Genomic DNA, 21,497 nt, shown 5'->3' on the forward strand with positions numbered 1-21,497 from the left:
CGCATAGGCCCCGCGTGTTCACTTAGTCCGCCAGACGCACCCAAACCGAGCCAGCCTGCGCAGACTTCAAGCAAGCCTCCACAAACGACAGCCCCGCCACGCCATCAGGCGCACCGGGCACGGTGCTCGGACCAGTTTCGCCGATAATCGCCTTGGCTGCATCCCGGTAAAGATTGGCGAATGCCTCCAGATAGCCTTCTGGATGGGCCGCAGGCACACGGCTGCCTGAAACGGCGGCGGGCGTGGCCCCGGCGCCATTTCGACGCAGCAGTTGGCGCGGCGCACCAAGGCGGGTGAAATACAACTCCTCGGGGGCCTCTTGGCGCCATTCGAGCCCGGCCTTATCGCCATAGACCCGCAGCGACAGGTTGTTGCCATTGCCCGGAAGGACTTGGCTCGCCAAAATCGAGCCCTTCGCACCGTCTTGGTAGCGCAGCAAGATCGCCGCATCATCATCGACCCGGCGACCCTTCACGAAGGAACTAAGCTCCGCCAAAAGTTCGACCGGCTCCTGCCCCGTCACAAAGGCGGCGAGGTTGTAGGCATGGGTTCCCACATCGCCAATCGCCCCGCCCGCGCCCGCCTTTTTCGGATCGGTGCGCCAAACAGCCCCTTCTGCGCCCGTGTCTTCCACAGCATCGGCAAGCCAATCTTGCAGATATTCCGCCTCGACCCTGCGCAGCGTGCCAATTTCGCCAGCGGCGATCATCTCGCGCATCTGCCGCACCATCGGATAACCGGTGTAGGTATGGGTCAGGAAGAATTGCTTGCCGCTCGACGCCACCAGCGCCGCCAGTTCTTCGGCCTCTTCAAGCGTGACCGTCATCGGCTTTTCACAGATCACATGGATCCCGGCTTCAAGCGCCGCTTTCGCCACCGGAAAATGCAAGAAGTTCGGCGTAACGATGGAAACGGCCTCAATCCCGTCGGGACGCGCCGCCTCTGCCGCGAACATATCCAGATAGCTGTCATAGGCGCGGTCTGCGGCAATCCCAAGCGTCGCGGCAAAGGACCGCCCACGCGCGGCATCGGCATCCAGCGCGCCGGCAACCAAGTCGAACTGGTCGTCGATGCGCATCGCAATACGGTGCACCCCGCCGATAAAGGCGGTTTCGCCCCCGCCGACCATGCCAATACGAATACGAGATTTGCTCATGGTCTTATCCTTAGTTCAGGCCCAGAAGTTTCAGATTTGCCGCGTGATCCACGCCGCTTTGGGCAAAATCATCAAAGGCATGTTCGGTCACGCGAATGATATGGTCGCGGATGAAGGCAGCCCCTTCAGCCGCGCCTTGCTCTGGGTGTTTGAGCGCACATTCCCACTCAAGCACGGCCCAACCATCGAAATCGTATTGCGCGAGTTTCGAGAAGATGCCTTTGAAATCGACCGTGCCATCGCCCAGCGAGCGGAACCGACCGGGGCGATCGACCCAGCCTTGATAACCGCCGTAAACACCCGAGCGGCCCGAGACCTGCAACTCTGCATCCTTCACATGGAAGGCGCGAATACGATCGTGATAGATGTCGATGAATTGCAGATAGTCGAGCGCCTGCAACACAAAATGCGACGGGTCATAAAGGATATTGGCGCGGGCATGGTTGCCTGTGGCCTCCAAGAACCGCTCAAAGGTTACGCCATCATGCAGATCTTCGCCGGGGTGCAGCTCAAAACAAAGATCGACACCGGCCTCTTCATAGGCATCCAAAATCGGTGTCCAGCGTTTCGCCAATTCTTCAAACGCAGTCTCCACCAACCCCGCGGGGCGTTGCGGCCACGGATAGACATAGGGCCAAGCCAAAGCGCCCGAGAAGCTGGCATGCGCCTTTAGCCCCAAATTGCGCGAGGCTTGCGCGGCCAGTTTCAGTTGCTCGGTCGCCCAAGCGGTGCGCGCAGTCGGGTTGCCCCGGACCTCAGCGGGAGCAAAACCGTCAAAAAGCGCGTCATAGGCCGGATGCACGGCAACGAGCTGGCCTTGCAGGTGGGTGGAAAGTTCGGTGATCACCACGCCTTTTTCGGCCAAACGCCCTGTCAGCTCATCGGCATAGGTTTTCGAGGTCGCGGCCTTTTCCAGATCAAAAAGGCCTGCCGTGGTGGGCAGTTGTAGCCCCTTATAACCAAGATCAGCCGCCCAGCTTGCCAACCCATCCAGGTTGTCAAACGGCGCGGTCGTCCCCACGAATTGAGCCAAAAACAGGCCCGGTCCCTTGAGCGTTTTCATCTGGATCCCCTTTCATGGCGAGGGTGTATCGACAGGCCGCGCGCGGGTAGACCCCCGCACCACAAGCTCTGTCGGGAAAATTTGATCGGGTGGGGTCATGGTGCCGTTCAGCCGCGCGATCATCATCTGCATGGCGGCAAAGCCAATATCGCGGCGCGGCTGGTGCACCGTGGTCAGCGCCGGATCGACCATCGAGGCAATCAACGTATCGTCAAAGCCAATCACCGAAACGTCTTTGGGCACCTGCAAGCCGTGCTGGCGCAGCGCGGTGATGGCCCCAATCGCCATCTGGTCGCTCGCGGCAAAAATCGCACTGAATTCTGCGCCGCGCACAAGCAGCCCGTCGATCAGATCACGCCCCGCCACCAAAGAGAAATCGCCCGAGAGAACAAGGCCTGGATCATAGGCGATCCCGGCGGCTTCTAATGCGGCGCGGTAGCCCTCAAGCCGGGCGGTGCCCAGATAATCATCCACCGGCCCCGCAAGATGAATGATCCGGTGATGCCCGCTGGCGATAAGATATTCCACCGCGCCCTGCGCGGCGGCGACGTTGTCCACCTTGACCGTAGGCAGGTCCATTTCTTGGATCGCCTCAGAGGCCACCACAACCGGCGGCAGGCGGGCCGGGTCTTCCAGAAAACGGGCGGGAAGCCGCCCGATCATCAAAATCAACCCATCGGCATGGCGCTCGCGCACCGCATCAATGTAATGGCTGATACGCTCGTCATCATCGCGCGCATCGCCCATCAAAACCTTATACCCTGCGGCAAAGGCCGCCTCTTCGACGCCTTTGTAAATATCGAGGTAGAACGGGTTGGAGATATCGCGCACCAGCAAAATGACGGTTTTGCTTGTTTGGCGACGCAACACCCGCGCCCGGTCATTTGGCACGAACCCGAGCGCCTCAACCGCTTCCATCACCTTTTGGCGGGTATCTTCGCGCACCTTATCGGGTTGCGCCAAGGTGCGCGACACCGTCGCCGTTGACACGCCCGCCCGGCGCGCAACATCGCGGATATTTGGTGACGCGCCGACCATCTTAAACCCGAGGGGCTTGCTGGCGTCCGTACATGCCCAGCAAGACAAGGAGCGTGGCGCCAAAGATCAATTGCCGTCCCCAAACCTCCAGATGCAGCGTGGTCAGCAGGCTTTGCAGCAGCACCAAGGCAATCGCCCCCGCGACCGTGCCCACATAACCACCGCTGCCCCCCGCAAGCGAAGTACCACCGATGACCACGGCGATGATCGTGGGAAGCATGTATTGATCGCCCACCGAGATGAAAGAGTTGCCGGTATAGCCGATCACCATCACCCCAGTCAGGCCTGCAAGCGCACCCGAAAGCCCAAAGACCAACACCCGCACCGTTTTGACCGGAAGCCCAACCAAGCGCGCCGCTTGCTCATTCGCGCCAATCGCATAGATCGCAAAACCAAGCGAGGTGCGGCGCAGCAAAATCACCATGGCGATGCTGAGCGCAAGCCAGGCAAACAAAATCCCCGGCAGGCCAAACAGCATCGGCTTGTTGATGAAGTTCATCAGCGCGGGCGCGGCATTACCCGAGGGGATGCCTTGCGAAAAGACCACCAGACCGCCTTGAACTACCGCCATCATTCCAAGCGTCATCACGATGGGCGGGATACGGATTACCGTCACACCGATCCCGTTCACGCAGCCAAACAGGAAGGTCACGGCGATTGCGGCCAGAATTGCAGGCAAGATCGCGGCATCCGCGCCGTTCATCACATTGCCCGCAACCACCGCGCCGAAAGAGATCAGCGCACCGACGGAAAGGTCGATCCCCGCACCGCCGGACAAGATCACAAGGTTTTGCCCAGCCGCCGCGATGCCCAAAAGCGCAGCCACGGTCAAAAGCCGAACGATTTGATCGCCGCGCGCAAAGCCCGGAGACAGCGCCTCGCCGATACCGAGCATCACGACAATCGCCAACAGCGCCAGTGTCAGCGGATCGCGCAGTAATGTGAGCGCTTTTGTTTGCCAAGGGCGCGCGTTGATATCAGAGGTAAGGCCATCGCTCATCTCACACTCTCCTTACCGACGCGCCAGAACCACGCCGCCCGCGAGGGCCGCCAAAACGATCAAACCCTGCACCAGCGTTTGATATTCATAGGGCAGCCCGGCGAAGTAGATCACATTGCCGATCATCCCCAAAAGCAGCGCCCCAAGGATAGAGCCCATCGCACCGCCAACGCCGCCAGACAAAAGCGTGCCGCCCAGCGCAACAGCGGAGATTGAGCCCATACCAAGGCTTTGCCCCATCAGCGGGTCACCGGTCGCGGTTTCCCCCGTCAGGCATAGTGCGGCCAAGCCGGCGAAGATCGCACTCAGCACGAAAGCCTTGATGCGGATCCCCGTAAGCGGCAGGCCGCTTTGAAACGCGCCAGAGCGGTTTCCGCCCACGGCTTTGAGCCAGCTTTGAAACGGCAACCGCGCCAGCACAAAGACGAACAGCCCGGCGAGCAGCAAAATCCACAGGACCGTTGGCACGTCAAGGATCGCGCCACCATAAGTGCTCCAATAGGCATCTGGCACCACGAGCCCCGCTTGCGGCAACACCCAAAGCGCAAGCGCAGAAAAGATGATCCCGGTGCCAAAGGTCGTCACCATCGGTTGAAGCCGCAGCACTGCGATAAGCAAACCATTAAGGAGCCCGCAAGCAACCGCGACCAAAATTCCCGCGGCCATGCCCGCAGCAATCGCGCCAGCACTTCCGCCCAAAGCGGCCATGACGCTGACGGTGATCACATTCACAAGCGCCGCAACCGCCCCCACCGAAAGATCAATGTCTCCCGCCAAGATCACATAGGTCTGGCCAATCGCCACCAGCACCAGCGGCAAGAAGGTGGTCAGGTTTGATTGCAACACCATAGGCGCAAAGAAGCCCTTCTGCACCAGCCCGTTGATCACCACCAAAACGACAAGCGCGGCAGCGGCCAAAAGCCATGCAGGACGTTCCATTTTCAAAAGAGCGCGCATCATGACTCTCCAAAAGCGGCACGGGTCAGATGGAAGGAATCGAGCGTCGCGCCAGACAATTCGGTGACCACCGCACCGCCATTGAAGACAGCGATCCGGTCACAATTGTCCAGAAGTTCGGATTCCTCTGACGAATAGAGAATGATGCCCACGCCCTTGTCGGCCAGATCGCGGATCAAGGCAAAAAGATCCGCTTTCGCGCCAAGGTCGATGCCTTTGGTCGGGTCATCCAGCAACAAGATACGCGGCTGCGTGGCCAGCCAACGCGCGATAAACACCTTTTGCTGGTTGCCGCCAGAGAGCGTGTTGATCGCATCAGACAGCTGGGCATATTTGGTTTTCAGGCTTGCGGCTTCGGCGCTTAGACGCGGCGCCATCTGACGCGGCGAGAGCCAAAGCTTGCCTTCGCGCATCACCAATGCCGCCAGCAGGTTTTCATAGATCGAGCGCCCCTGCAGAACGGAATCCGAGACCCGGTCGCCCGAAACATAGGCCAGCCCCTCTGCCATCGCTTGCGCGGGGCGGCGCATGCGGCAGGCCCGCCCCTCAAGATGCAATGTGCCCGCAGTGAGCGGCGTGATCCCAAAGAGACCGCGCAAAAGCGCCGATTGCCCCTGCCCTTGCAAGCCGCCAAGGCCAAGAATTTCTCCGGGCGCAAGGCTCAGCGACACATCGTGGAAACGTGCGCCCGTTATGTTCCGCACCTCAAAGATCGGCGTCGCCGTGCCGGTTTTCGCCGCACGTTTTTGCGGGCGGTGAATATCGCCCACCATCATCCGCACGACCTCTTCTTGCGTCGTATCGGCGACCGTCATTTCCGCCACGGTTTCGCCATTGCGCATCACCGTGATCCGGTCGCAAATCGCAAATACCTCAGCCAGCCGATGCGAGATAAAAACGGTCGAGACCCCCTCGCCACGTTTTTCACGCAGGAAATCAAAGAATACCGCCACCTGACGGCTATCCAGCGCTGCCGTCGCCTCATCCATGATCACGATGCGCGGGTTCTTTGCATAGACTTTGAGAATTTCGACGATCTGCCGTTCTCCCGGTTGCAGATCGCTCACCCGTGCTTCGGGGCGCAGCCCCGGCCCGACGGCTTCCCCAAATCGGTCAATCAGCTTTTGCGCCATGGCGCGCATCGCCTTGCGGTCAATCGCGCCCACTGCGGTGCGCGGCTCCCGACCCAAGAAGATATTCGCTTCCACAGAAAGCTGCGGGATCAGGCTCAGCTCCTGATAGAAGAGCGCGACGCCCGCGTCTTCTGCGGCGCGGGGCGAGGCAAAGCTCACCTCTTGCCCATTGATCCGCAGGCTGCCCGAGCTTGGTGCATGGGTGCCCGCGATAATCTTTGACAAGGTGCTCTTGCCGCATCCATTCGCCCCTAAAAGCGCGTGGATTTCCCCTTCGGCGACCCGTAGCCGCCCCTCTGTCAGGGCACGCACCGAGCCAAATGTCTTGGTTAGGCTTTTCGCCTCGATGGCCATATTCATGGCGGCCCCCATTTTGCTGGTCGGATACCCGCGCATTGAAGCGCGGGCACCCCAAGAGCATGGATTATTTGAAGAAAGCGGCCGCTTCTTCCGGCGAAATCGCGGCGGTCACCGACCAATAGCCGGGCTTGCCTTCGGCTTCAGAGAGTTTCTCCGCCAGGTTCTCGTTCGAGACGAACGGGATCGGCAGATAGATCGCATTGCCATAGGTGCCGGTGAAGATATCGTCTTTGAACTCGCGGCCTTGCAGCTTCAGCACCGCCACGTTGAGCGCGCTCGCCATAACGCCGGGCGGGTTCACCGAGGCGCCAGAGGTCAGGTTTTCTTCGCTCCACACGGTCATGAAGTCCTTACGGATTTCCCCTGTGGCGGCGATATCGTCTTTTTTCTCGGCGGCCATGATCGCGCGCCAAGCGCCTGCGGCCATCCCGTCTTGCACCCAAACGCCTTGCAGATCCGGGTAGGTGGCGAGCAGGTTTTGCATCACCTGTTGGCCCTGCGCCTGATCCCAGTTCGCATTGGCTTCATTCAGAACGTGGATATCGGGGTATTCGGCAAACACCTCACGATAGCCCGCAACGCGCATTTCGTTTGCCGGGTGCCCCGCAACACCGTTGATCGCAACGATATTGCCTTTGCCTTCGAGCGTCTCGGCGAGCCATTTCGCCGATTGCATCGCCCATTCTTTATGGTCGATGCCAACATAGATCGCGTCTTGCGAAGACACTTCCGCATCGGTGGCAATCACCAAAATCCCGCGCGCCGCAGCTTGTGCGAAGATCGGGCTAAAGGCGGTCGGGCTGTTGGCGTTGATGATGATCGCGTCCACGCCTTGGTTGATGAAGTTGCGCACCTGACCAATTTGGCCCTGCGCATCGACGTTGGCGCTTTGCACCACCACTTCCACAGTGGTCCCTTCATCCGCCCAAGCGGCGGCGGCGGCTTGCGCCTCTTCAATCATCTGGGTGCGCCATTCGCTCCCGACCCAGCCATTCGAAAGGCCAATCTTGAACGTATCGGCGCAGGCGCCCGTCGCCACTGTGCCCAGTGCCGTTGCCGTCACCGCGGCGATGAACCATTTGGATTGCATTTTTCCTCCTTTTGCCCGGAACAGCCGGACCTTTGACGAGATCGTCAGATGCTGCTGCGCCGGACCCGTCTCCCCCAACGGTGTAAGAACGATCTCCCGCCCTCTGCGTCCAGACTCAGTGTTTAGCACCCTGATTCATTGACGACAGCGTGATGTAATCGGTTACATTTGTCAATTGCCGACGAAGAAGGGGTTCCGCGCCGTCAACGGATGCGCATAGCCAACACGCCGCGAAACTGCGCGTTGCCTCAGAAAAGACAGTGAAAAACGTCTCCGAAGCGGCCTCACATCAGGCCGCGTCAAAGCGCAGACCGCTGCGCCCACCACAGATCGGCTTAACCCGCCCCTAAACCACCGCATGTCGCATGCGGCATCGCGCCGTTTTGACCCCGCGCGGCCAACGCGCAATTTTATAAATTCAATTGAACTAAGGTGTCCGGAATGTCGGAATACGAGCGCCGTCTTGCTGCAGCAAAGGCCGAATTAGACTCAGTCGGCCTGAAGGCACCCCGCATGATTCCGGGGATGCCATTTTTGCTGCGCATGTTGGGCGAGTCGCCGCGCCCTTGGCCCTATCTGCCGCTGCATCTGCGGCTTTTGGCCTATGGCATTCCCTTCGCTTTGATCAATTTCGTGGTCAATGTGCTGTGGCACTGGACCTCGTTCAGGCAAGACCCAACCATTATTTTGGCGATGTCGCTGATTGCGATTCCGCTTTTCACCTTGCTGATGGGCTTTCTGGAGCGGATGCGCTGGTGCCGTAAGGGGCTGAGCCGCTGGGAAGAACTCTGACCCCCTTGCCGAAGCGGGGCGTGCATCCTATCTCTGCCCGTGACGGTTACTGCTCTTCGCGTAAACGGGGCCTTTTTCCAGTGGCCGATAACCATTCCTGAGGGAGCTGGCTCTTCCATGGCCCTGGCCTTGGTACCTGGCGCCCACCTGACTCGTCAGGCTCTCGGGAAATTTCGCCCCCACGGTCGCTGCGGTTTCCGTCACCCCTCCCCCCTCCGCCAACAACTTTGAGCACGGGCCTTCTTCGGCCCGACGTTGCGCGGCAGTCGGCCATAAAAAAGCCGCCCGGGCCAATGACCCGGGCGACAAGTAACCCGAACAGACGCAGGGACGCGATGCCGGGGCCCAACGGCGCGATACACGCCGCCGGAAGCTTGCATCACTCGCCGCGCGCGCGGCGGTCCTCTTGCAGTTCAAACCACATCGCGTTGATCACACCGAACATCACCGCGACCGGCAGACCCAGAAGCCAGGCAAAATACCACATGTTTCAGACCTCTTAGTAAGCGTTGGGGTTGGAGGTGACGTCTTCTTGCGTGACCTTGCCCCAGAGCACTTTGTAGACCCAGGAGGTGTAGGCAAGGATGATCGGCATGAAGATCACCGCGCAAACGAGCATGATGAACAGCGTCATATGCGACGACGAGCTATCCCACACCGTAAGCGAAGCGGTCGGGTTCAGCGACGAGGGCAGGATGAAGGGGAACATCGTCAGACCCACCGTCGAGATGATGCCAAAGATACCCACTTTGCCCGCAACGACCGACCAACCACTCCACAGCCGCATCAAGATCACCTGCGCCGCCATGCCCACGAAGCCCATGATCGGAGCGATCATGATCCACGGGCGGGTGGTGTAGGCGTCAAGCCACGAACCACCGCGCACCACTTCCGACAAAAGCGGGTTCGACGGGCCGAAGTGATCGGGCTCGCTTACGAAGCGATAGCCCTCGACCCCGAAGGCCAACCACACGCCAGCCAGCGCAAAGGTCACGATCGCGGCAAGGCCGGCAAAGGTCCCAAAGCGACGCGCCCGCGCTTGCACAGCGCCTTCGGTCTTGAGAACGAGCCAAGATGCGCCATGGCTGAGGTGCATCGTCAAAGACACCACACCCACAAAAAGCGCGAACGGGTTCAGAAGGCCCAGAAGCTTCATGATGAAGTTGCCCGGATAGACCGAAAGCAGGTTATCTTCGAGCGTGAAAGGCACACCTTGCAACACGTTGCCGACCGCGACACCAAAGATCAGCGCAGGCACAGCCCCACCGATAAAGAGCGCCCAGTCCCAGCGCGTGCGCCACGTGAAGCTGTCGCGCTTGTTGCGATACTTGAAGCCCACAGGCCGCAAGATCAGCGCTGCCAGCACCAAGAACATGGCAAGGTAAAAGCCCGAGAAGCTGACCGCATAAAGCGGCGGCCAAGCGGCGAAGATCGCCCCACCGCCCAAAATCAGCCAGACTTGGTTGCCTTCCCACACAGGGCCAACGGTGTTGATCACCACGCGGCGCTCGGCGTCGCTGGTGCCGACGAAGGGCAAAAGCGCCGCCACGCCCATGTCAAAGCCATCGGTGGCGGCAAGGCCAATAAGCAACACGCCCAGCAAGCCCCACCAGATCACGCGCAGGATTTCGTAGTTTAGAAGTTCATGCAAGATCATGGTCTTACTCCGCAGGTTGGGCGGCGACAGGGGCGTGCTTGGCGTTCCAGGCCGCAACGACCTCGACGTCTTGCACCGGGCCCTTGCGGATCGCGGCCAGCATCAGCTTCATCTCGATGATCAAAAGCGTGGTATAAAGCGCCACGAAACCACCAAGCGTCACCGCCAGATCCCACACCGAAAGGTGCGAAGCCGACAGCGCGGTGGGCAAAAGCCCGTCCACGGTCCAAGGTTGGCGACCGAACTCGGCCACGAACCAGCCCATTTCAGCGGCCAACCACGGCATCGGAATGATGAAGACCGCCGTTTTCAGCGCAAGCTGCGGATAGTTTCCGCCCCGGAAGTTGGTGACGTAGAACATGTAGGTCAGCAGCGCCAACATGAAGAAGCCAAAGCCCACCATCAAACGGAAGGTCCAGAACATCGGCGCCACGCCGGGCACCGTTTTCCACGCCGCCGCCTCGATTTGTTCATCGGTGGCGGTCATCGGATCTTCGACCATCGACGACAGAAGCATCGCATAGCCAAGGTCATCCGAATGCGCTTCAAAGGCCGCCGTCACCTCGGGGGCGACATCGCCTTTATTGGCGCGGATCTGCATCAGCGCGTCATAGGCAATGAGACCATCACGAATGCGCACCTCGGCACCTTCGACCAACTCTTTGATGCCGGGCATTTCTTCGGTCAACGAACGCGTGCCGATCAGACCCATCACGTAAGGGATTTTGATCGCATATTTGGTTTCACGCGCTTCTTGATCGGGGATGCCGAACAGGTTGAAGGAAGCAGGCGCTTCTTCAGTTTCCCACATGCCCTCGATCGCGGCGAGCTTCATTTTTTGGTTGTGGGTCGCTTCATAGCCCGACTCGTCGCCCAGCACGATCACCGAGAGAGAGGCGGCCAGACCAAAGGCCGAAGCCACGGCGATGGAGCGGCGCGCAAGCTCGATATGGCGGCCACGCAGCAGATACCAAGACGACACACCAACCACGAAGATCGCCGCCGTCACATAGCCCGCCGACACGGTGTGCACAAATTTGGCCTGCGCCACCGGATTGAAGAGCACCGCATAGAAATCAACAAGTTCCATGCGCATGGTCATCGGATTGAACTCAGCCCCCACCGGGTTCTGCATCCAGCCATTGGCGATCAAAATCCACAGCGCGGAGAAGTTCGAGCCGATAGCCACACACCAGCCGACAAACATATGCGCGCGCGGGCGCAGCTTTTCCCAGCCAAAGAACCAAAGCCCCACAAAGGTGGCTTCCAAGAAGAAGGCCATCAGGCCCTCAATCGCGAGCGGCGCCCCGAAAATGTCGCCCACGTAGTTGCTGTAATAGCTCCAGTTCATGCCGAACTGGAATTCCATCGTGATCCCCGTCGACACGCCCAGCACAAAGTTAATGCCAAAAAGCGTGCCCCAGAACTTCGTCATTTGCCGCCAGATCGGACGACGGGTCATGACATAGACCGTCTCCATCGTAGCGAGCATGATCGAAAGCCCAAGTGTTAGGGGCACGAATAAGAAGTGATACATTGCTGTCGCTGCAAACTGGAGCCGCGACAGCTCCACAAGTCCGAACTCCATTGTCGTCCTCTCCAACTGGTTCGTCCGCCCTGTCCCGTACAGGCGGTCTTTTGAGCTATGGACCCTGCGGCGGGCTGTCGCGCCTGCGCGGGCTGTCGCACTTGGGCAAAATGTCCCACTTTAAAAATTGACGTAGATCAATTGCTTAGCTGACGACTCACGCGTGTGACTGTGTCACTTTGGCGAGAGAACCCCCTGAAAGATAGTTATTTTATTCAGGTTTTCGCATGCGTTTCGCGCCAAAACCGCACCATCGCGCCAAAAAATATTTTTTAACTCCGCAAATTTGTCGCAGGCGCCTGCGCGGTTTTTCGCGCGTCAAACGACTGCGCCGCGGCACGGGGCCGCGGCGCTAGGCGAGGTGAGTCTCTCGTTTTGGGCGCTTGATTAGTGTGCTTCGGCCCAGCTTGCGCCCTGCCCAGCATCCACGACCAGCGGCAGCGAGAGCTTCACGGCAGGTTCTGCCGCACCCTCCATCACGCTGCGGGCGGCCGCGATCAGCGTATCAACAGCGCCCTCTTCGACCTCAAAGATCAATTCGTCATGCACCTGCAACAGCATCCGCGCGGGCAGATCTGCAATCGCTTGCGGCATACGGATCATCGCGCGGCGAATGATATCGGCCGCCGCCCCTTGGATTGGTGCGTTGATCGCGGCGCGTTTGGCAAAGCCCGCGCCGGGGCCTTTGGCATTGATCTCGGGTGTGTGGATTTTGCGGCCAAAGAGCGTTTGCACAAAGCCATGCTCTTTCGCAAAGGCAACCGTCTCATCCATATAGGTGCGAATGCCGGGGAAACGCTCAAAGTAGCGGTCAATGAAGCCCTGCGCCTCGGCGCGCGGAATGCGCAGATTGCGCGCAAGCCCAAAGCCGGAAATGCCGTAGATGACGCCAAAGTTGATCGCCTTGGCTTGGCGGCGGATCATCGGGTCCATCCCCTCCACCGGCACGCCAAACATTTCCGACGCCGTCATCGCGTGAATGTCGATCCCTTGGCGGAAGGCTTCCTTCATCTCGGGCAGGTCCGCCACATGGGCCAAGATGCGCAACTCGATCTGACTATAATCGAGCGACACGATCTTTTGTCCCTCGGGCGCGATGAATGCTTCGCGGATACGACGGCCTTCATCTGACCGCACGGGAATGTTTTGCAAGTTCGGATCGGTGGAGGCAAGCCGCCCGGTGTTGGCCCCCGCAATGCTATAAGAGGTATGCACGCGGCCCGTATCGGGGTTCACATGGGTTTGCAGAGCGTCGGTATAGGTCGATTTCAGCTTCGAGATTTGCCGCCAATCCAAAACCTTAGACGCCAGTTCCGCCGCCTGCTTGTGATCTTCCATCGTGGTGATGTCTTCCAGCACATCCGCCCCGGTGGCATAGGCGCCGGTTTTGCCCTTTTTGCCGCCTGGCACGCCGAGCACATCAAAGAGCACCTCCCCCAATTGCTTGGGGGACCCCACGTTAAAAGGCTGACCCGCGAGGCTGTGAATCTCTTCCTCCAGCCCCACCATGCGCTGCGCAAACACGTTCGACATGCGCGACAGAACTGAAGTATCGACCTTCACGCCCGCCATTTCCATTTCCGCCAAAACCGGCACCAGCGGGCGTTCCAGCGTTTCGTAAACCGTGGTCACCTGCGCGCGCGACAGTTGCGGCTTGAAGGCGCGCCAAAGCCGCAAGGTGATATCGGCATCTTCGGCAGCGTAAGGCGTGGCTTTATCGAGCGCGACCTTGTCAAAGGTGATTTGCGATTTGCCAGAGCCGATCAGATCTTTGATCGGGATCGGGCGATGGCCAAGATATTCCTCCGACAGCGCATCCATCCCGTGGCCATGCAGGCCCGAAAACATCGCGTAAGACATCAGCATCGTGTCATCAAAAGGCGCGACGCGGATGCCGTAGCGGGCAAAAATCTTCCAGTCATATTTCATGTTCTGGCCGATTTTCAGGATCGCATCATCTTCGAGCACGGACTTAAGGAGCGCGAGCGCCGTGTCAAAGTCCATCTGCCCGGCGACCTTTTCGGCTCCGCCAAAAAGATCATCTCCCCCCGAACTATGGGCCAGCGGAATATAGCAGGCCTTGCCCGGCGCGGTGGCCAGCGACACGCCCACCAAATCTGCCTGCATTTCATCAAGGCCGGTCGTTTCCGTATCTACCGCCACAACGCCCGTCGCGCGTGCCTCGGCAAGCCAAGCCTCCAGCGTTTCGGCATCGCTGATCATCACGTAGCTGGCCGGATCAATCGGCGCATCGGGCACGGCTTGCGGGTCAAGCCGCGGTTGCGGGGCCGCGCCATCGGCCCAAGCGGAGGCGGCTTTATCACTGGAGCCTGGGGCGGGAACAGGTGCTTCGCGCCCGAACTTATCCGCCACCCGCTTCGTCAGCGTGCGGAATTCCATCTCGTTGAGGAAGCTCAGCAGCGTATCCGGGTCGGGATCTTTGACCTCCAGCGTATCAAGCCCAAACTCAAGCGGCACGGTATCGCACAAAGTCACCAACTGCTTCGAGATGCGAATTTGATCGGCGAAATTGATCAGCGTTTCGCGGCGCTTGGGCTGTTTGATCTCGCTTGCGCGCTCCAAAAGCGTTTCAAGGTCGCCATAATCCGCAATCAGTTGCGCGGCAGTTTTGATGCCGATCCCCGGCGCGCCGGGCACGTTATCGACCGAATCCCCCGCCAATGCCTGCACATCCACCACCTTCTCAGGTCGAACGCCGAATTTGGCCTCCACCTCATCGGGGCCGATCACAAGGTTTTTCATCGCGTCGAGCATGCCAACGCCATTGCCGACCAATTGCATCAGGTCTTTGTCAGACGAGATGATGGTCACACGCCCCCCCGCCTCGCGCGCTTGGCGCGCCAAAGTGGCAATGATGTCATCGGCCTCGAACCCTTCGATCTCAAGGCAGGCGAGGTTGAACGCCCTCGTGGCCTCCCGCGTGAGCGGAAATTGCGGGCGCAAATCCTCGGGCGCGGGCGGGCGGTTTTCTTTGTAGGCGGGGTAAATCTCGTTGCGGAAGGTCTTGGAGCTATAGTCAAAGATCACCGCCGCATGGGTGGGCGCATCATCGCCCTTCGCCTCTTCAATGTAGCGGTAGATCATATTGGTGAAGCCCGCGACGGCCCCCACCGGCAGCCCGTCAGACTTGCGCGTCAGCGGCGGCAGCGCGTGATAGGCACGGAAGATGAAAGCCGAGCCGTCGATCAAATGCAGATGGCATCCCTTGCCGAAACCGCCGCCCATATGCTTATCTCCCGTCAGTCCATTTATAGCAGGTATTGCCATGTTACGGCCCCTCATTCCAGCGCTCGCCGCCCTTGGCCTGTTCGCAACCTCGGTTCCCGCGCAAGAGTTGCGCCCGGTCCAGCCCAAACCCGCCGATGATCGCACGGCCGCCACAGAACTCCACGCCCCCTGCGAAATGACCGAGGATAGCGAAAGCTGCTCCCGCGTTCTGGCTTGCGTTGGAGAAAGCGGCCTGTGGTTTGCCGGTCGCGCGATCGGGCGCGGCACAGGCGTTCTGCGCGGCGCCTTATCAAATGGGGTGACCTGCGGCGGAACTTGGACCGAAAGCAATTGGTTTGGCGCAGGACAAGCCGATGTCACCTGTTCAAACGGCGAAACCGGGCGTGTCTATTTTACCTATCAAGATCGCTGGACCGGGACCGCAACGGGCAATGGAAGCATGAGCGGGGGAAACCGGATTGAAATCTGGTCGGGCAATCGCGTTCCAGAATTCCTGCAAAACACCACTGGCCAACCTGCCCTTCCCTGCGGAGGGGCCGCCATCCCGATCAGCTAAACCACGTCGACGGGATGGCCGCTTGATCTCAGTGGTCGTCGTGCGCGTGTTCGCGGTCAATCACGAAGGTTTTGCCGCAATAGGGGCAAACCGTTTGGCCTTCATCTTGCGGGATCGTCAGCCAAACGCGCGGGTGCCCACCTTCGCCCCCATCACAGGCCACTTTCCAGCTGGTCACGGTCTGGGTCTCGGGGGTGTTGGTCATGGCAAGCTCCCTGCATGCTGGGCCGAAATGGGTTGTCCGTGATTTACGCGAAAAGACCGCCGCCGAGCAAGCACTCCTGCGGCGCTCTGCCTCAGTCTTCGGAAAGGATCATCGGGCCAATGTTGCGGCCGGCCAGAATGTGCAGGTGGAAATGCGGCACTTCTTGCACGCCATGCTCCCCCGCATTGGTGATCGCACGGAAGCCTTTGCCGCCCGAATGTGCCTCGGCACCCACCAGTTTCACCACCTCAGCCACAGCACGCGAGAAATCGACGATCTCTTCTGCGCTCGCTGCCGCACAGAAGTGATCATAGGTGACATAGGGCCCCTTCGGGATCACCAGCACATGCGCGGGTGCTTTGGGCGCGATATCGGCGAAGGCCAGCGTATGCTCGGTTTCATAGACCGTTTTATTAGGGATCTCCCCGCGCAGGATGCGGGCAAAGATATTCGTATCGTCATAGACATAGGCCAAAGTCGTGCCTCCTTAATCGACGAACAGATAATCGGTGGCCGCGATCTGCTGCGCAAGCTCTGTCTTGATGCCAAGGAATTGCGCCAAGGCATGGGCGTTTTCCTCGGGGCTAGCCGCCTCGCGCATGCGCGAAAAGTTCGGGAATTGCGCGTCGCGCATTTGATCGCTTTCGTGCTGAAGGTCATAGCGGATCGTCGGCAAGAGTCGGTCCAGCACCTCGCGTGAGGTATGTTCCCCGGCCAAGCCCACCCGCCGGGCGTGACCGATGAGATACTCATCCGAGAAGTCGCATTCGACCTCAAGCACCCGCGTGGTGCATTTGTCCGAAGTGAAATCCTGCATCAGTTCGAGCCCCGCCGGGTCGAGGCAAATCACCAGCCGGTCGCTTTCATAATAGTCAAACAACATCCGCAGCAACGCGCGGCGGTGTCGGTTGCGCTTATCGACCGTGCGCTCGATCCCGCCCAAATCAGGCAAACCGCCCTCTTCGTTGAACAGATATTCGATCACCGGAAGCCCGGCATGATGGCGCACCTGCTCCACGAGCCGTTTGGCGACATGCCACTTCTTGCACACGACCATCATCAGTGTGCGTTCACGCCCAAGGGTGGATTCGCGCTCCCAAAAACGCGGCGCAAACCGCCGCCCGATCCGCCCGCGCCCGGTCAAAAAGGCAAAAAGCGCCCGGCCTTCGTTTGAAATGTCGAAACTCACCCCTTCGGCCTGCCACAACGCGCCGAGCCGTTCCTTCAGTTCAACCGCATCGGGGCTGATTTTGCGGGCAAACAAATAGTCTTGCCCCAAAAGAAGATCATAGTGGTCGTTGTAAAACGTCACCGGCATACCGTAATCGGTGAACATCAAGAAGGTGAGCGTCCGATTGCGGATTTCCTTTTCCGGCACGACATGGCGCACGATGGTCTGGAAAAAGGTCTCGTCCGGGATCCATGTGGTGCGGAAAAACCGCATCACATCGGGGCGTTCGCGGCAGAAATCGAGCACCCATTCAATCGTGCGCCGCCGCAGGCACCACCATTGCGAGCCGATCATCATCTGGATGTCATCGGGGATCTTGCGGGTCAGATTGAACTTCTTTTGCAGATCAAACGCAGCATAGAACCGCTTCGGCTGGGTGCGTTCATTGAACCAGTGCCGATAGACTAGCCGCTCCTCCTTGAAGCCGGTCTTGATCCAGTCTGAGGCGAAGAAATCGAAGCTCTCGATATAATCCACATCCTCGGCATCCAGGAAACGATGCGCGAATTCCGCACTTTTGATCTGCATGCAATCGCCTGACAGCATGTAGAAATGCGTGGCTTTGGGGAAGGCTTCAACCGCTGCCCGCACCGCTTCAAGCGTTGCCCCCACAAGGCTCCATTCGCCCCAACCGCATTTGCGCCGCTTGCGCGCAAAGGTCACCGACGGGTTGGTTTCCAGCGCCGATTTGATGCGCTCAAAGTCTTCTGGCTTGGCGCGTGCATCAAAGTGGATGGAGACATAGTCACCCGCCGAGGTCAGCCGCTCGGCCTGAGCAATGATCCCTTCGGGATCTTTGTGAGTGAGCAGGATGAAGGCGATTTTTGCCATTTGGGAAACAGCTCGTCCGCGGTTTTGGGTTTATCTGTGGTAATAGCGCCAAAGGGCATTGAAAAAACAGAGCTTCTTTGCTTCATGGGAAGGAATTCTCAAAAGATCGGTGCGAAAGGTCATCGCATCGAAGTTGGAGGCTGAGTTTATGGGGTTTCCCGGAACCTGGATGACCGAAAGCGAAAGCGTCGTCTATCGCGTCGTTCCCAAATGCGCCTGCTCGTCGATCGGGCAGATCATGTTCTACTCCGACCATGGCCGCTTCTTTGATGGCGACATCCACGACAGCACCTCGGGGCTGCATAAATGGAGCCAAGACGAGAGCCAAAAGGCGATTGAGCGCAATGTGAAGGGGCACCAAAGCTACGCCTTCACCTGCGTGCGCAACCCCTATGCGCGGATTCTGAGCTCGTTCTTTGACAAGATCGCGGGCATTCAAAGGAACGGCAAACGCTACCGGGGCAACCTTGTACCGCAACTGATCCAGAAATACGGCATCGAGGTCGGCAGCCCGGAAGACAATTTCGATTTCGATCAGGTGAAGTCGTTCCGCCGCTTCTTGCTATTCGCGCGCGATACCATCCGCTGGCGTCGCCCTATGGAACCCGACATCCACTGGTCCGCCATGTCGGGGCATATCTCGACCTTCATCGTCAACGGTGGCCAATACGACCACATCTTCTTCACCGAGAAGTTCAACGAGGGGATGCAAGTCGTGCTCGACAATATCGAGACCGCGCATCCGATCGACCTCGCCACGATCCCGCGCTTCAACGAAAGCGAGGGCCACGGGCCGAAACGCGTGCATAAGGTGAGCGACTATTTCGACGACCTGTCGCGCCATCTGGTGTGGGAAATCTACAAGAAGGATTTCCAGCTGTTCAAATATGACTTCGACGACCCAGACAATAAGATGCCAATCGGCGAGGTTGATCTCGCCGAGGTTCACGCGAAGCTTGGAGATTAAGTAACGGGCGCCCTAGGGCGCCCGTTACAACTTTGAGCGGAAACCCCAAAGCGACACACACGAAAAATGAAACCTAACTATTTTTGCGAGGGCTGATTGCGTCTCTTGATCGGCCCTTCGAACGCCGGAAAATCGACTTGGATTGAACGCACCGCGCCCACGAACGTGTGTTACGCATTTCAATTCGTTTATGGAGGCTTCCCAAGCCAAGACTCGGTGCTTCACTACAACCTGCTGTTTCTTGCGCTCGCCCGGCAAAAGAACAGCCTTTCGCTCGAGTCATGGGATCTTCTTGAGGACCCCTTCTTAGACAGATGCCTCAGCGATGGCTTTACCCATGAAGCGACCGTGATCGTCGCGCCAATTGGCGACCTTCTCTCTCGGGCGAAACGGCGCCGGAGGATCGAGAAGAGCTTGCCCCGAACGGGCGCATATCCAAAAAACACTTGGTTGCCGATCTTGGAGGTCGTCAACATTCACGCGATGTACCAAACGCTCTTCGACATTCTGGAGAGCCGAGCGATCCCATACCAAATTCTGTTCAACGGGAACCGGCGAAAACCGCAGATGCACGAAATCACCCGTTCCGACGTGCCTGCCGCACTTAGCGGGACTTACGTTGGCCTGTCCGATGGTGAAGCGGATGCGGGATGGGACCGACCGCTCAGAACAGTTTGTTGTCGTTCCATGAGCGTTGTTCGCGATGACCTTCGTCAGTTCCTGCTGGCCCCGACAAAGCGACTGTGGCTGAAGGCCGGAGCGCTTTTCTCCAATGTCTCCACGCCCAAACCCTAACATTTCACGCAGACAGCACATCTCACCTAGATTGCTTACCCGACTGCGCCACGCAAAATCTCAGCGCTCCGTTTTTCGACATGCGCTCAAGTGATCGCTTGGCATAAAGACGAAGGGCGCCACAACGGCGCCCTTTCTCATGGATCACCTTATGACGAGGACCGTTACACGAGCCCCTCAGCGCGGAACATGTCCAAGATATCCGCTTCAGGGCGTGCGCCGTAATGGCTGATGACTTCGGCGGCCGCGACGCAGCCCATACGGCCCGCAACCTCAAGCGGTTTCACGGTGGCATAGCCATAAAGGAAGCCCGCCGCGAATTGGTCGCCCGCACCGGTCGCATCTACCGGCACCACGCGGTGCACCGGCACTTCGACCCGCTCCTCACCACGGATCAACACCACATCGGCGCCTGAACGGGTGCAAACCACCAAGCCACATTCCGTCGCCGCTTGTTTCAGCGCGCTCTCGAGATCGGTCTGGTAGAGCGAGGCCCATTCGTGCTCGTTCCCGAGCGCGAAATCCATCTCCTCTTTCACCAAGCGACGGAAGCTGTCGCGGTGGCGATCGACACAGAACGGGTCGGAAAGCGAAATGCCCGCACGCCCGCCGCCCCGATGGCAGCCCTGCGCCGCCTTGAGGAACCCGGCCTTGCCGTGGTCTTTGTCAAAAAGATACCCCTCGAGGAACAGGATCTCGGTGCTTTCCACCACCTCAAGCGGCACGTCCTCGGTGGAGAGCTCTGCCGAAATGCCCAAATAGGTATTCATCGAGCGCTCGCCATCCGGGGTCACGAAGATCATCGACCGCGAGGAGGGCAGATCGGCCCCTTTCACCGGCGGATTCGGAAAATCGGTGCCTTCCGCTTTCAGTGCGGCCTCATAAAAGTGACCAAGCCCATCGTCTGCCACCCGGCCAATGAAGGCGGTTTTCAAACCAAGGTTGCCCAGCCCCGCGATGGTGTTGCCGACAGAGCCGCCGGGCGCCTCGGTCCGCTCTGACATCGCATCATAAAGCGTTTCGGCCCGATCCTGCTCGATCAGTTGCATCACGCCCTTGTCGATGCCGTTCACATCCAAAAACGCGTCTTCACATTGCGCAATCACATCGACAATCGCGTTGCCGATCCCGACAACCTGATATTTCTTCATTCGGTTTTCTCCTCAAAGCCGCACAGATCGCGGATCAGGCAATCGGCGCAGCGGGGTTTGCGGGCGGTGCAAATGTAGCGCCCATGCAAAATCAGCCAGTGATGCGCATGGCGCTGCCACTCCACCGGCACATTGTCTTCAATCGCGCGCTCCACCACATCGACATCTTTGCCGGGGCAAATGCCGCTGCGGTTGCCGACGCGGAAAATATGGGTATCGACCGCCTGTGCCGGATGCCCCCACCACATGTTGAGCACGACATTGGCGGTTTTGCGCCCCACCCCGGGCAAGCTGATCAGCGCCGCACGCGACGAGGGCACCTCGCCACCATATTGCTCGACCAAAATCCGGCTGAGCTTGATCACATTCTTGGCCTTGTTGCGGTAAAGCCCGATCGACTTGATATGCTCGATCAGCCCTTCCTCGCCCAGTTCCAACATCTTTTGCGGGGTATCGGCCACGGGCCACAGCGCGCGGGTCGCTTTGTTCACGCCCACATCGGTCGCTTGGGCAGAAAGCGCCACCGCCACCAAAAGCGTAAAGGCGTTGGTATGCTCCAATTCGCCTTTGGGATGCGGTTCCGCCGCCGAAAATCGACGAAAAACCTCTTGCATGCGGGGATAATCAAGCTGCGCGACCATAGACCTCTTCTGCCCGGCAGATCGAAAACGGGCAAGA

At 59.2% G+C, this 21,497-nt stretch carries 20 protein-coding genes and 1 other RNA gene; 5 read left to right on the forward strand and 16 right to left on the reverse strand.

The window, feature by feature from the left end; all coding sequences use genetic code 11:
• Positions 1-22: 22 nt before the first annotated feature.
• From BW967_RS03250 to BW967_RS03280, 7 genes are all read right to left on the reverse strand, one after another.
• On the reverse strand, positions 23-1,156 hold the full coding sequence (locus BW967_RS03250) for a Gfo/Idh/MocA family protein (protein ID WP_076483630.1): 1,134 nt from the start codon (positions 1,154-1,156) through the stop codon (positions 23-25).
• Positions 1,157-1,166: 10 nt separating this feature from the next.
• Positions 1,167-2,219, reverse strand: a complete 1,053-nt coding sequence (locus BW967_RS03255) for a sugar phosphate isomerase/epimerase family protein (protein WP_076483631.1) — start codon at positions 2,217-2,219, stop codon at positions 1,167-1,169.
• A 12-nt stretch (positions 2,220-2,231) separates the two neighbouring features.
• Positions 2,232-3,257, reverse strand: a complete 1,026-nt coding sequence (locus BW967_RS03260; protein WP_076483632.1) for a LacI family DNA-binding transcriptional regulator — start codon at positions 3,255-3,257, stop codon at positions 2,232-2,234.
• Between the two features lies 1 nt (position 3,258).
• On the reverse strand, positions 3,259-4,257 hold the full coding sequence (locus tag BW967_RS03265; RefSeq protein ID WP_076483633.1) for an ABC transporter permease: 999 nt from the start codon (positions 4,255-4,257) through the stop codon (positions 3,259-3,261).
• A 12-nt stretch (positions 4,258-4,269) separates the two neighbouring features.
• Positions 4,270-5,214 (reverse strand): ABC transporter permease, encoded by a 945-nt coding sequence (locus BW967_RS03270; RefSeq protein WP_076483634.1) that lies wholly within the window; start codon positions 5,212-5,214, stop codon positions 4,270-4,272.
• Positions 5,214-6,707 carry a sugar ABC transporter ATP-binding protein gene (locus BW967_RS03275; RefSeq protein WP_076483635.1) on the reverse strand — a complete coding sequence of 498 codons (1,494 nt, stop codon included), beginning with the start codon at positions 6,705-6,707 and terminating at the stop codon, positions 5,214-5,216. The genes BW967_RS03270 and BW967_RS03275 overlap by 1 nt, the downstream gene beginning before the upstream one ends.
• Before the next feature lie 64 nt (positions 6,708-6,771).
• Positions 6,772-7,797: a substrate-binding domain-containing protein gene (locus BW967_RS03280; protein WP_076483636.1), complete on the reverse strand. Its 1,026-nt coding sequence runs from the start codon at positions 7,795-7,797 to the stop codon at positions 6,772-6,774.
• Positions 7,798-8,238: 441 nt separating this feature from the next.
• On the opposite strand from BW967_RS03280, the gene BW967_RS03285 reads away from it, so the two are divergent.
• Positions 8,239-8,589: a DUF6404 family protein gene (locus BW967_RS03285; RefSeq protein ID WP_219907867.1), complete on the forward strand. Its 351-nt coding sequence runs from the start codon at positions 8,239-8,241 to the stop codon at positions 8,587-8,589.
• Positions 8,590-8,632: 43 nt separating this feature from the next.
• A non-coding RNA gene (gene ssrS / locus BW967_RS19135) (6S RNA) lies at positions 8,633-8,790 on the forward strand.
• Between the two features lie 178 nt (positions 8,791-8,968).
• On the opposite strand, the gene cydX is transcribed toward ssrS, so the two are convergent.
• From cydX to polA, 4 genes are all read right to left on the reverse strand, one after another.
• Positions 8,969-9,076 (reverse strand): cytochrome bd-I oxidase subunit CydX, encoded by a 108-nt coding sequence (gene cydX, locus BW967_RS03290; RefSeq protein ID WP_076483638.1) that lies wholly within the window; start codon positions 9,074-9,076, stop codon positions 8,969-8,971.
• A 12-nt stretch (positions 9,077-9,088) separates the two neighbouring features.
• A complete protein-coding gene (gene cydB / locus BW967_RS03295; RefSeq protein ID WP_076483639.1) occupies positions 9,089-10,246 on the reverse strand; it encodes a cytochrome d ubiquinol oxidase subunit II in 1,158 nt (385 codons plus the stop codon).
• A 4-nt stretch (positions 10,247-10,250) separates the two neighbouring features.
• Positions 10,251-11,834 (reverse strand): cytochrome ubiquinol oxidase subunit I, encoded by a 1,584-nt coding sequence (locus tag BW967_RS03300; protein ID WP_076483640.1) that lies wholly within the window; start codon positions 11,832-11,834, stop codon positions 10,251-10,253.
• Between the two features lie 387 nt (positions 11,835-12,221).
• On the reverse strand, positions 12,222-15,080 hold the full coding sequence (gene polA / locus BW967_RS03305; protein ID WP_076483641.1) for a DNA polymerase I: 2,859 nt from the start codon (positions 15,078-15,080) through the stop codon (positions 12,222-12,224).
• A gap of 40 nt (positions 15,081-15,120) precedes the next feature.
• On the opposite strand from polA, the gene BW967_RS03310 reads away from it, so the two are divergent.
• Positions 15,121-15,639, forward strand: a complete 519-nt coding sequence (locus tag BW967_RS03310; RefSeq protein WP_076483642.1) for a hypothetical protein — start codon at positions 15,121-15,123, stop codon at positions 15,637-15,639.
• 28 nt (positions 15,640-15,667) lie between these two features.
• Here the strand turns inward: BW967_RS03310 and BW967_RS03315 are convergent, their stop codons facing one another.
• The 3 genes from BW967_RS03315 to BW967_RS03325 form a co-directional block, all read right to left on the reverse strand.
• Positions 15,668-15,844, reverse strand: coding sequence for a zinc-finger domain-containing protein (locus BW967_RS03315; protein WP_076483643.1), 177 nt, complete (start codon positions 15,842-15,844; stop codon positions 15,668-15,670).
• A 91-nt stretch (positions 15,845-15,935) separates the two neighbouring features.
• Complete coding sequence (locus BW967_RS03320; RefSeq protein ID WP_076483644.1) at positions 15,936-16,319, reverse strand: HIT domain-containing protein; 384 nt, start codon at positions 16,317-16,319, stop codon at positions 15,936-15,938.
• A 12-nt stretch (positions 16,320-16,331) separates the two neighbouring features.
• Positions 16,332-17,906, reverse strand: a complete 1,575-nt coding sequence (locus BW967_RS03325) for a DUF5928 domain-containing protein (protein WP_076483645.1) — start codon at positions 17,904-17,906, stop codon at positions 16,332-16,334.
• Between the two features lie 148 nt (positions 17,907-18,054).
• Between BW967_RS03325 and BW967_RS03330 the strand changes: the two genes are divergently transcribed.
• Together BW967_RS03330 and BW967_RS03335 are read left to right on the forward strand one after the other, a co-directional pair.
• Complete coding sequence (locus BW967_RS03330; protein WP_076483646.1) at positions 18,055-18,873, forward strand: sulfotransferase family protein; 819 nt, start codon at positions 18,055-18,057, stop codon at positions 18,871-18,873.
• Positions 18,874-18,969: 96 nt separating this feature from the next.
• A complete protein-coding gene (locus BW967_RS03335; protein ID WP_139327787.1) occupies positions 18,970-19,668 on the forward strand; it encodes a hypothetical protein in 699 nt (232 codons plus the stop codon).
• Between the two features lie 164 nt (positions 19,669-19,832).
• On the opposite strand, the gene BW967_RS03340 is transcribed toward BW967_RS03335, so the two are convergent.
• Positions 19,833-20,819, reverse strand: a complete 987-nt coding sequence (locus tag BW967_RS03340) for an adenosine kinase (protein ID WP_076483648.1) — start codon at positions 20,817-20,819, stop codon at positions 19,833-19,835.
• The gene (nth, locus tag BW967_RS03345) at positions 20,816-21,460 is read right to left on the reverse strand and encodes an endonuclease III (protein WP_076483649.1); all 645 of its coding nucleotides are present in this window, start codon (positions 21,458-21,460) and stop codon (positions 20,816-20,818) included. Before nth ends, BW967_RS03340 begins: the two co-directional genes overlap by 4 nt.
• Between the last annotated feature and the right edge of the window lie 37 nt (positions 21,461-21,497).

This window comes from Rhodobacter aestuarii (assembly GCF_900156655.1).
GTDB classification, from domain to species: Bacteria; Pseudomonadota; Alphaproteobacteria; order Rhodobacterales; family Rhodobacteraceae; genus Rhodobacter; species Rhodobacter aestuarii.

Coding starts and splice junctions, on each gene's coding strand:
- BW967_RS03250 (WP_076483630.1), bottom strand. CDS start 1,156: ATGAGCAAATCTCGTATTCGTATTGGCATGGTCGGCGGGGGCGAAACC.
- BW967_RS03255 (WP_076483631.1), bottom strand. CDS start 2,219: ATGAAAACGCTCAAGGGACCGGGCCTGTTTTTGGCTCAATTCGTGGGG.
- BW967_RS03260 (WP_076483632.1), bottom strand. CDS start 3,257: ATGGTCGGCGCGTCACCAAATATCCGCGATGTTGCGCGCCGGGCGGGC.
- BW967_RS03265 (WP_076483633.1), bottom strand. CDS start 4,257: ATGAGCGATGGCCTTACCTCTGATATCAACGCGCGCCCTTGGCAAACA.
- BW967_RS03270 (WP_076483634.1), bottom strand. CDS start 5,214: ATGCGCGCTCTTTTGAAAATGGAACGTCCTGCATGGCTTTTGGCCGCT.
- BW967_RS03275 (WP_076483635.1), bottom strand. CDS start 6,707: ATGAATATGGCCATCGAGGCGAAAAGCCTAACCAAGACATTTGGCTCG.
- BW967_RS03280 (WP_076483636.1), bottom strand. CDS start 7,797: ATGCAATCCAAATGGTTCATCGCCGCGGTGACGGCAACGGCACTGGGC.
- BW967_RS03285 (WP_219907867.1), top strand. CDS start 8,239: ATGTCGGAATACGAGCGCCGTCTTGCTGCAGCAAAGGCCGAATTAGAC.
- cydX (WP_076483638.1), bottom strand. CDS start 9,076: ATGTGGTATTTTGCCTGGCTTCTGGGTCTGCCGGTCGCGGTGATGTTC.
- cydB (WP_076483639.1), bottom strand. CDS start 10,246: ATGATCTTGCATGAACTTCTAAACTACGAAATCCTGCGCGTGATCTGG.
- BW967_RS03300 (WP_076483640.1), bottom strand. CDS start 11,834: ATGGAGTTCGGACTTGTGGAGCTGTCGCGGCTCCAGTTTGCAGCGACA.
- polA (WP_076483641.1), bottom strand. CDS start 15,080: ATGGGCGGCGGTTTCGGCAAGGGATGCCATCTGCATTTGATCGACGGC.
- BW967_RS03310 (WP_076483642.1), top strand. CDS start 15,121: ATGTTACGGCCCCTCATTCCAGCGCTCGCCGCCCTTGGCCTGTTCGCA.
- BW967_RS03315 (WP_076483643.1), bottom strand. CDS start 15,844: ATGACCAACACCCCCGAGACCCAGACCGTGACCAGCTGGAAAGTGGCC.
- BW967_RS03325 (WP_076483645.1), bottom strand. CDS start 17,906: ATGGCAAAAATCGCCTTCATCCTGCTCACTCACAAAGATCCCGAAGGG.
- BW967_RS03330 (WP_076483646.1), top strand. CDS start 18,055: ATGGGGTTTCCCGGAACCTGGATGACCGAAAGCGAAAGCGTCGTCTAT.
- BW967_RS03340 (WP_076483648.1), bottom strand. CDS start 20,819: ATGAAGAAATATCAGGTTGTCGGGATCGGCAACGCGATTGTCGATGTG.
- nth (WP_076483649.1), bottom strand. CDS start 21,460: ATGGTCGCGCAGCTTGATTATCCCCGCATGCAAGAGGTTTTTCGTCGA.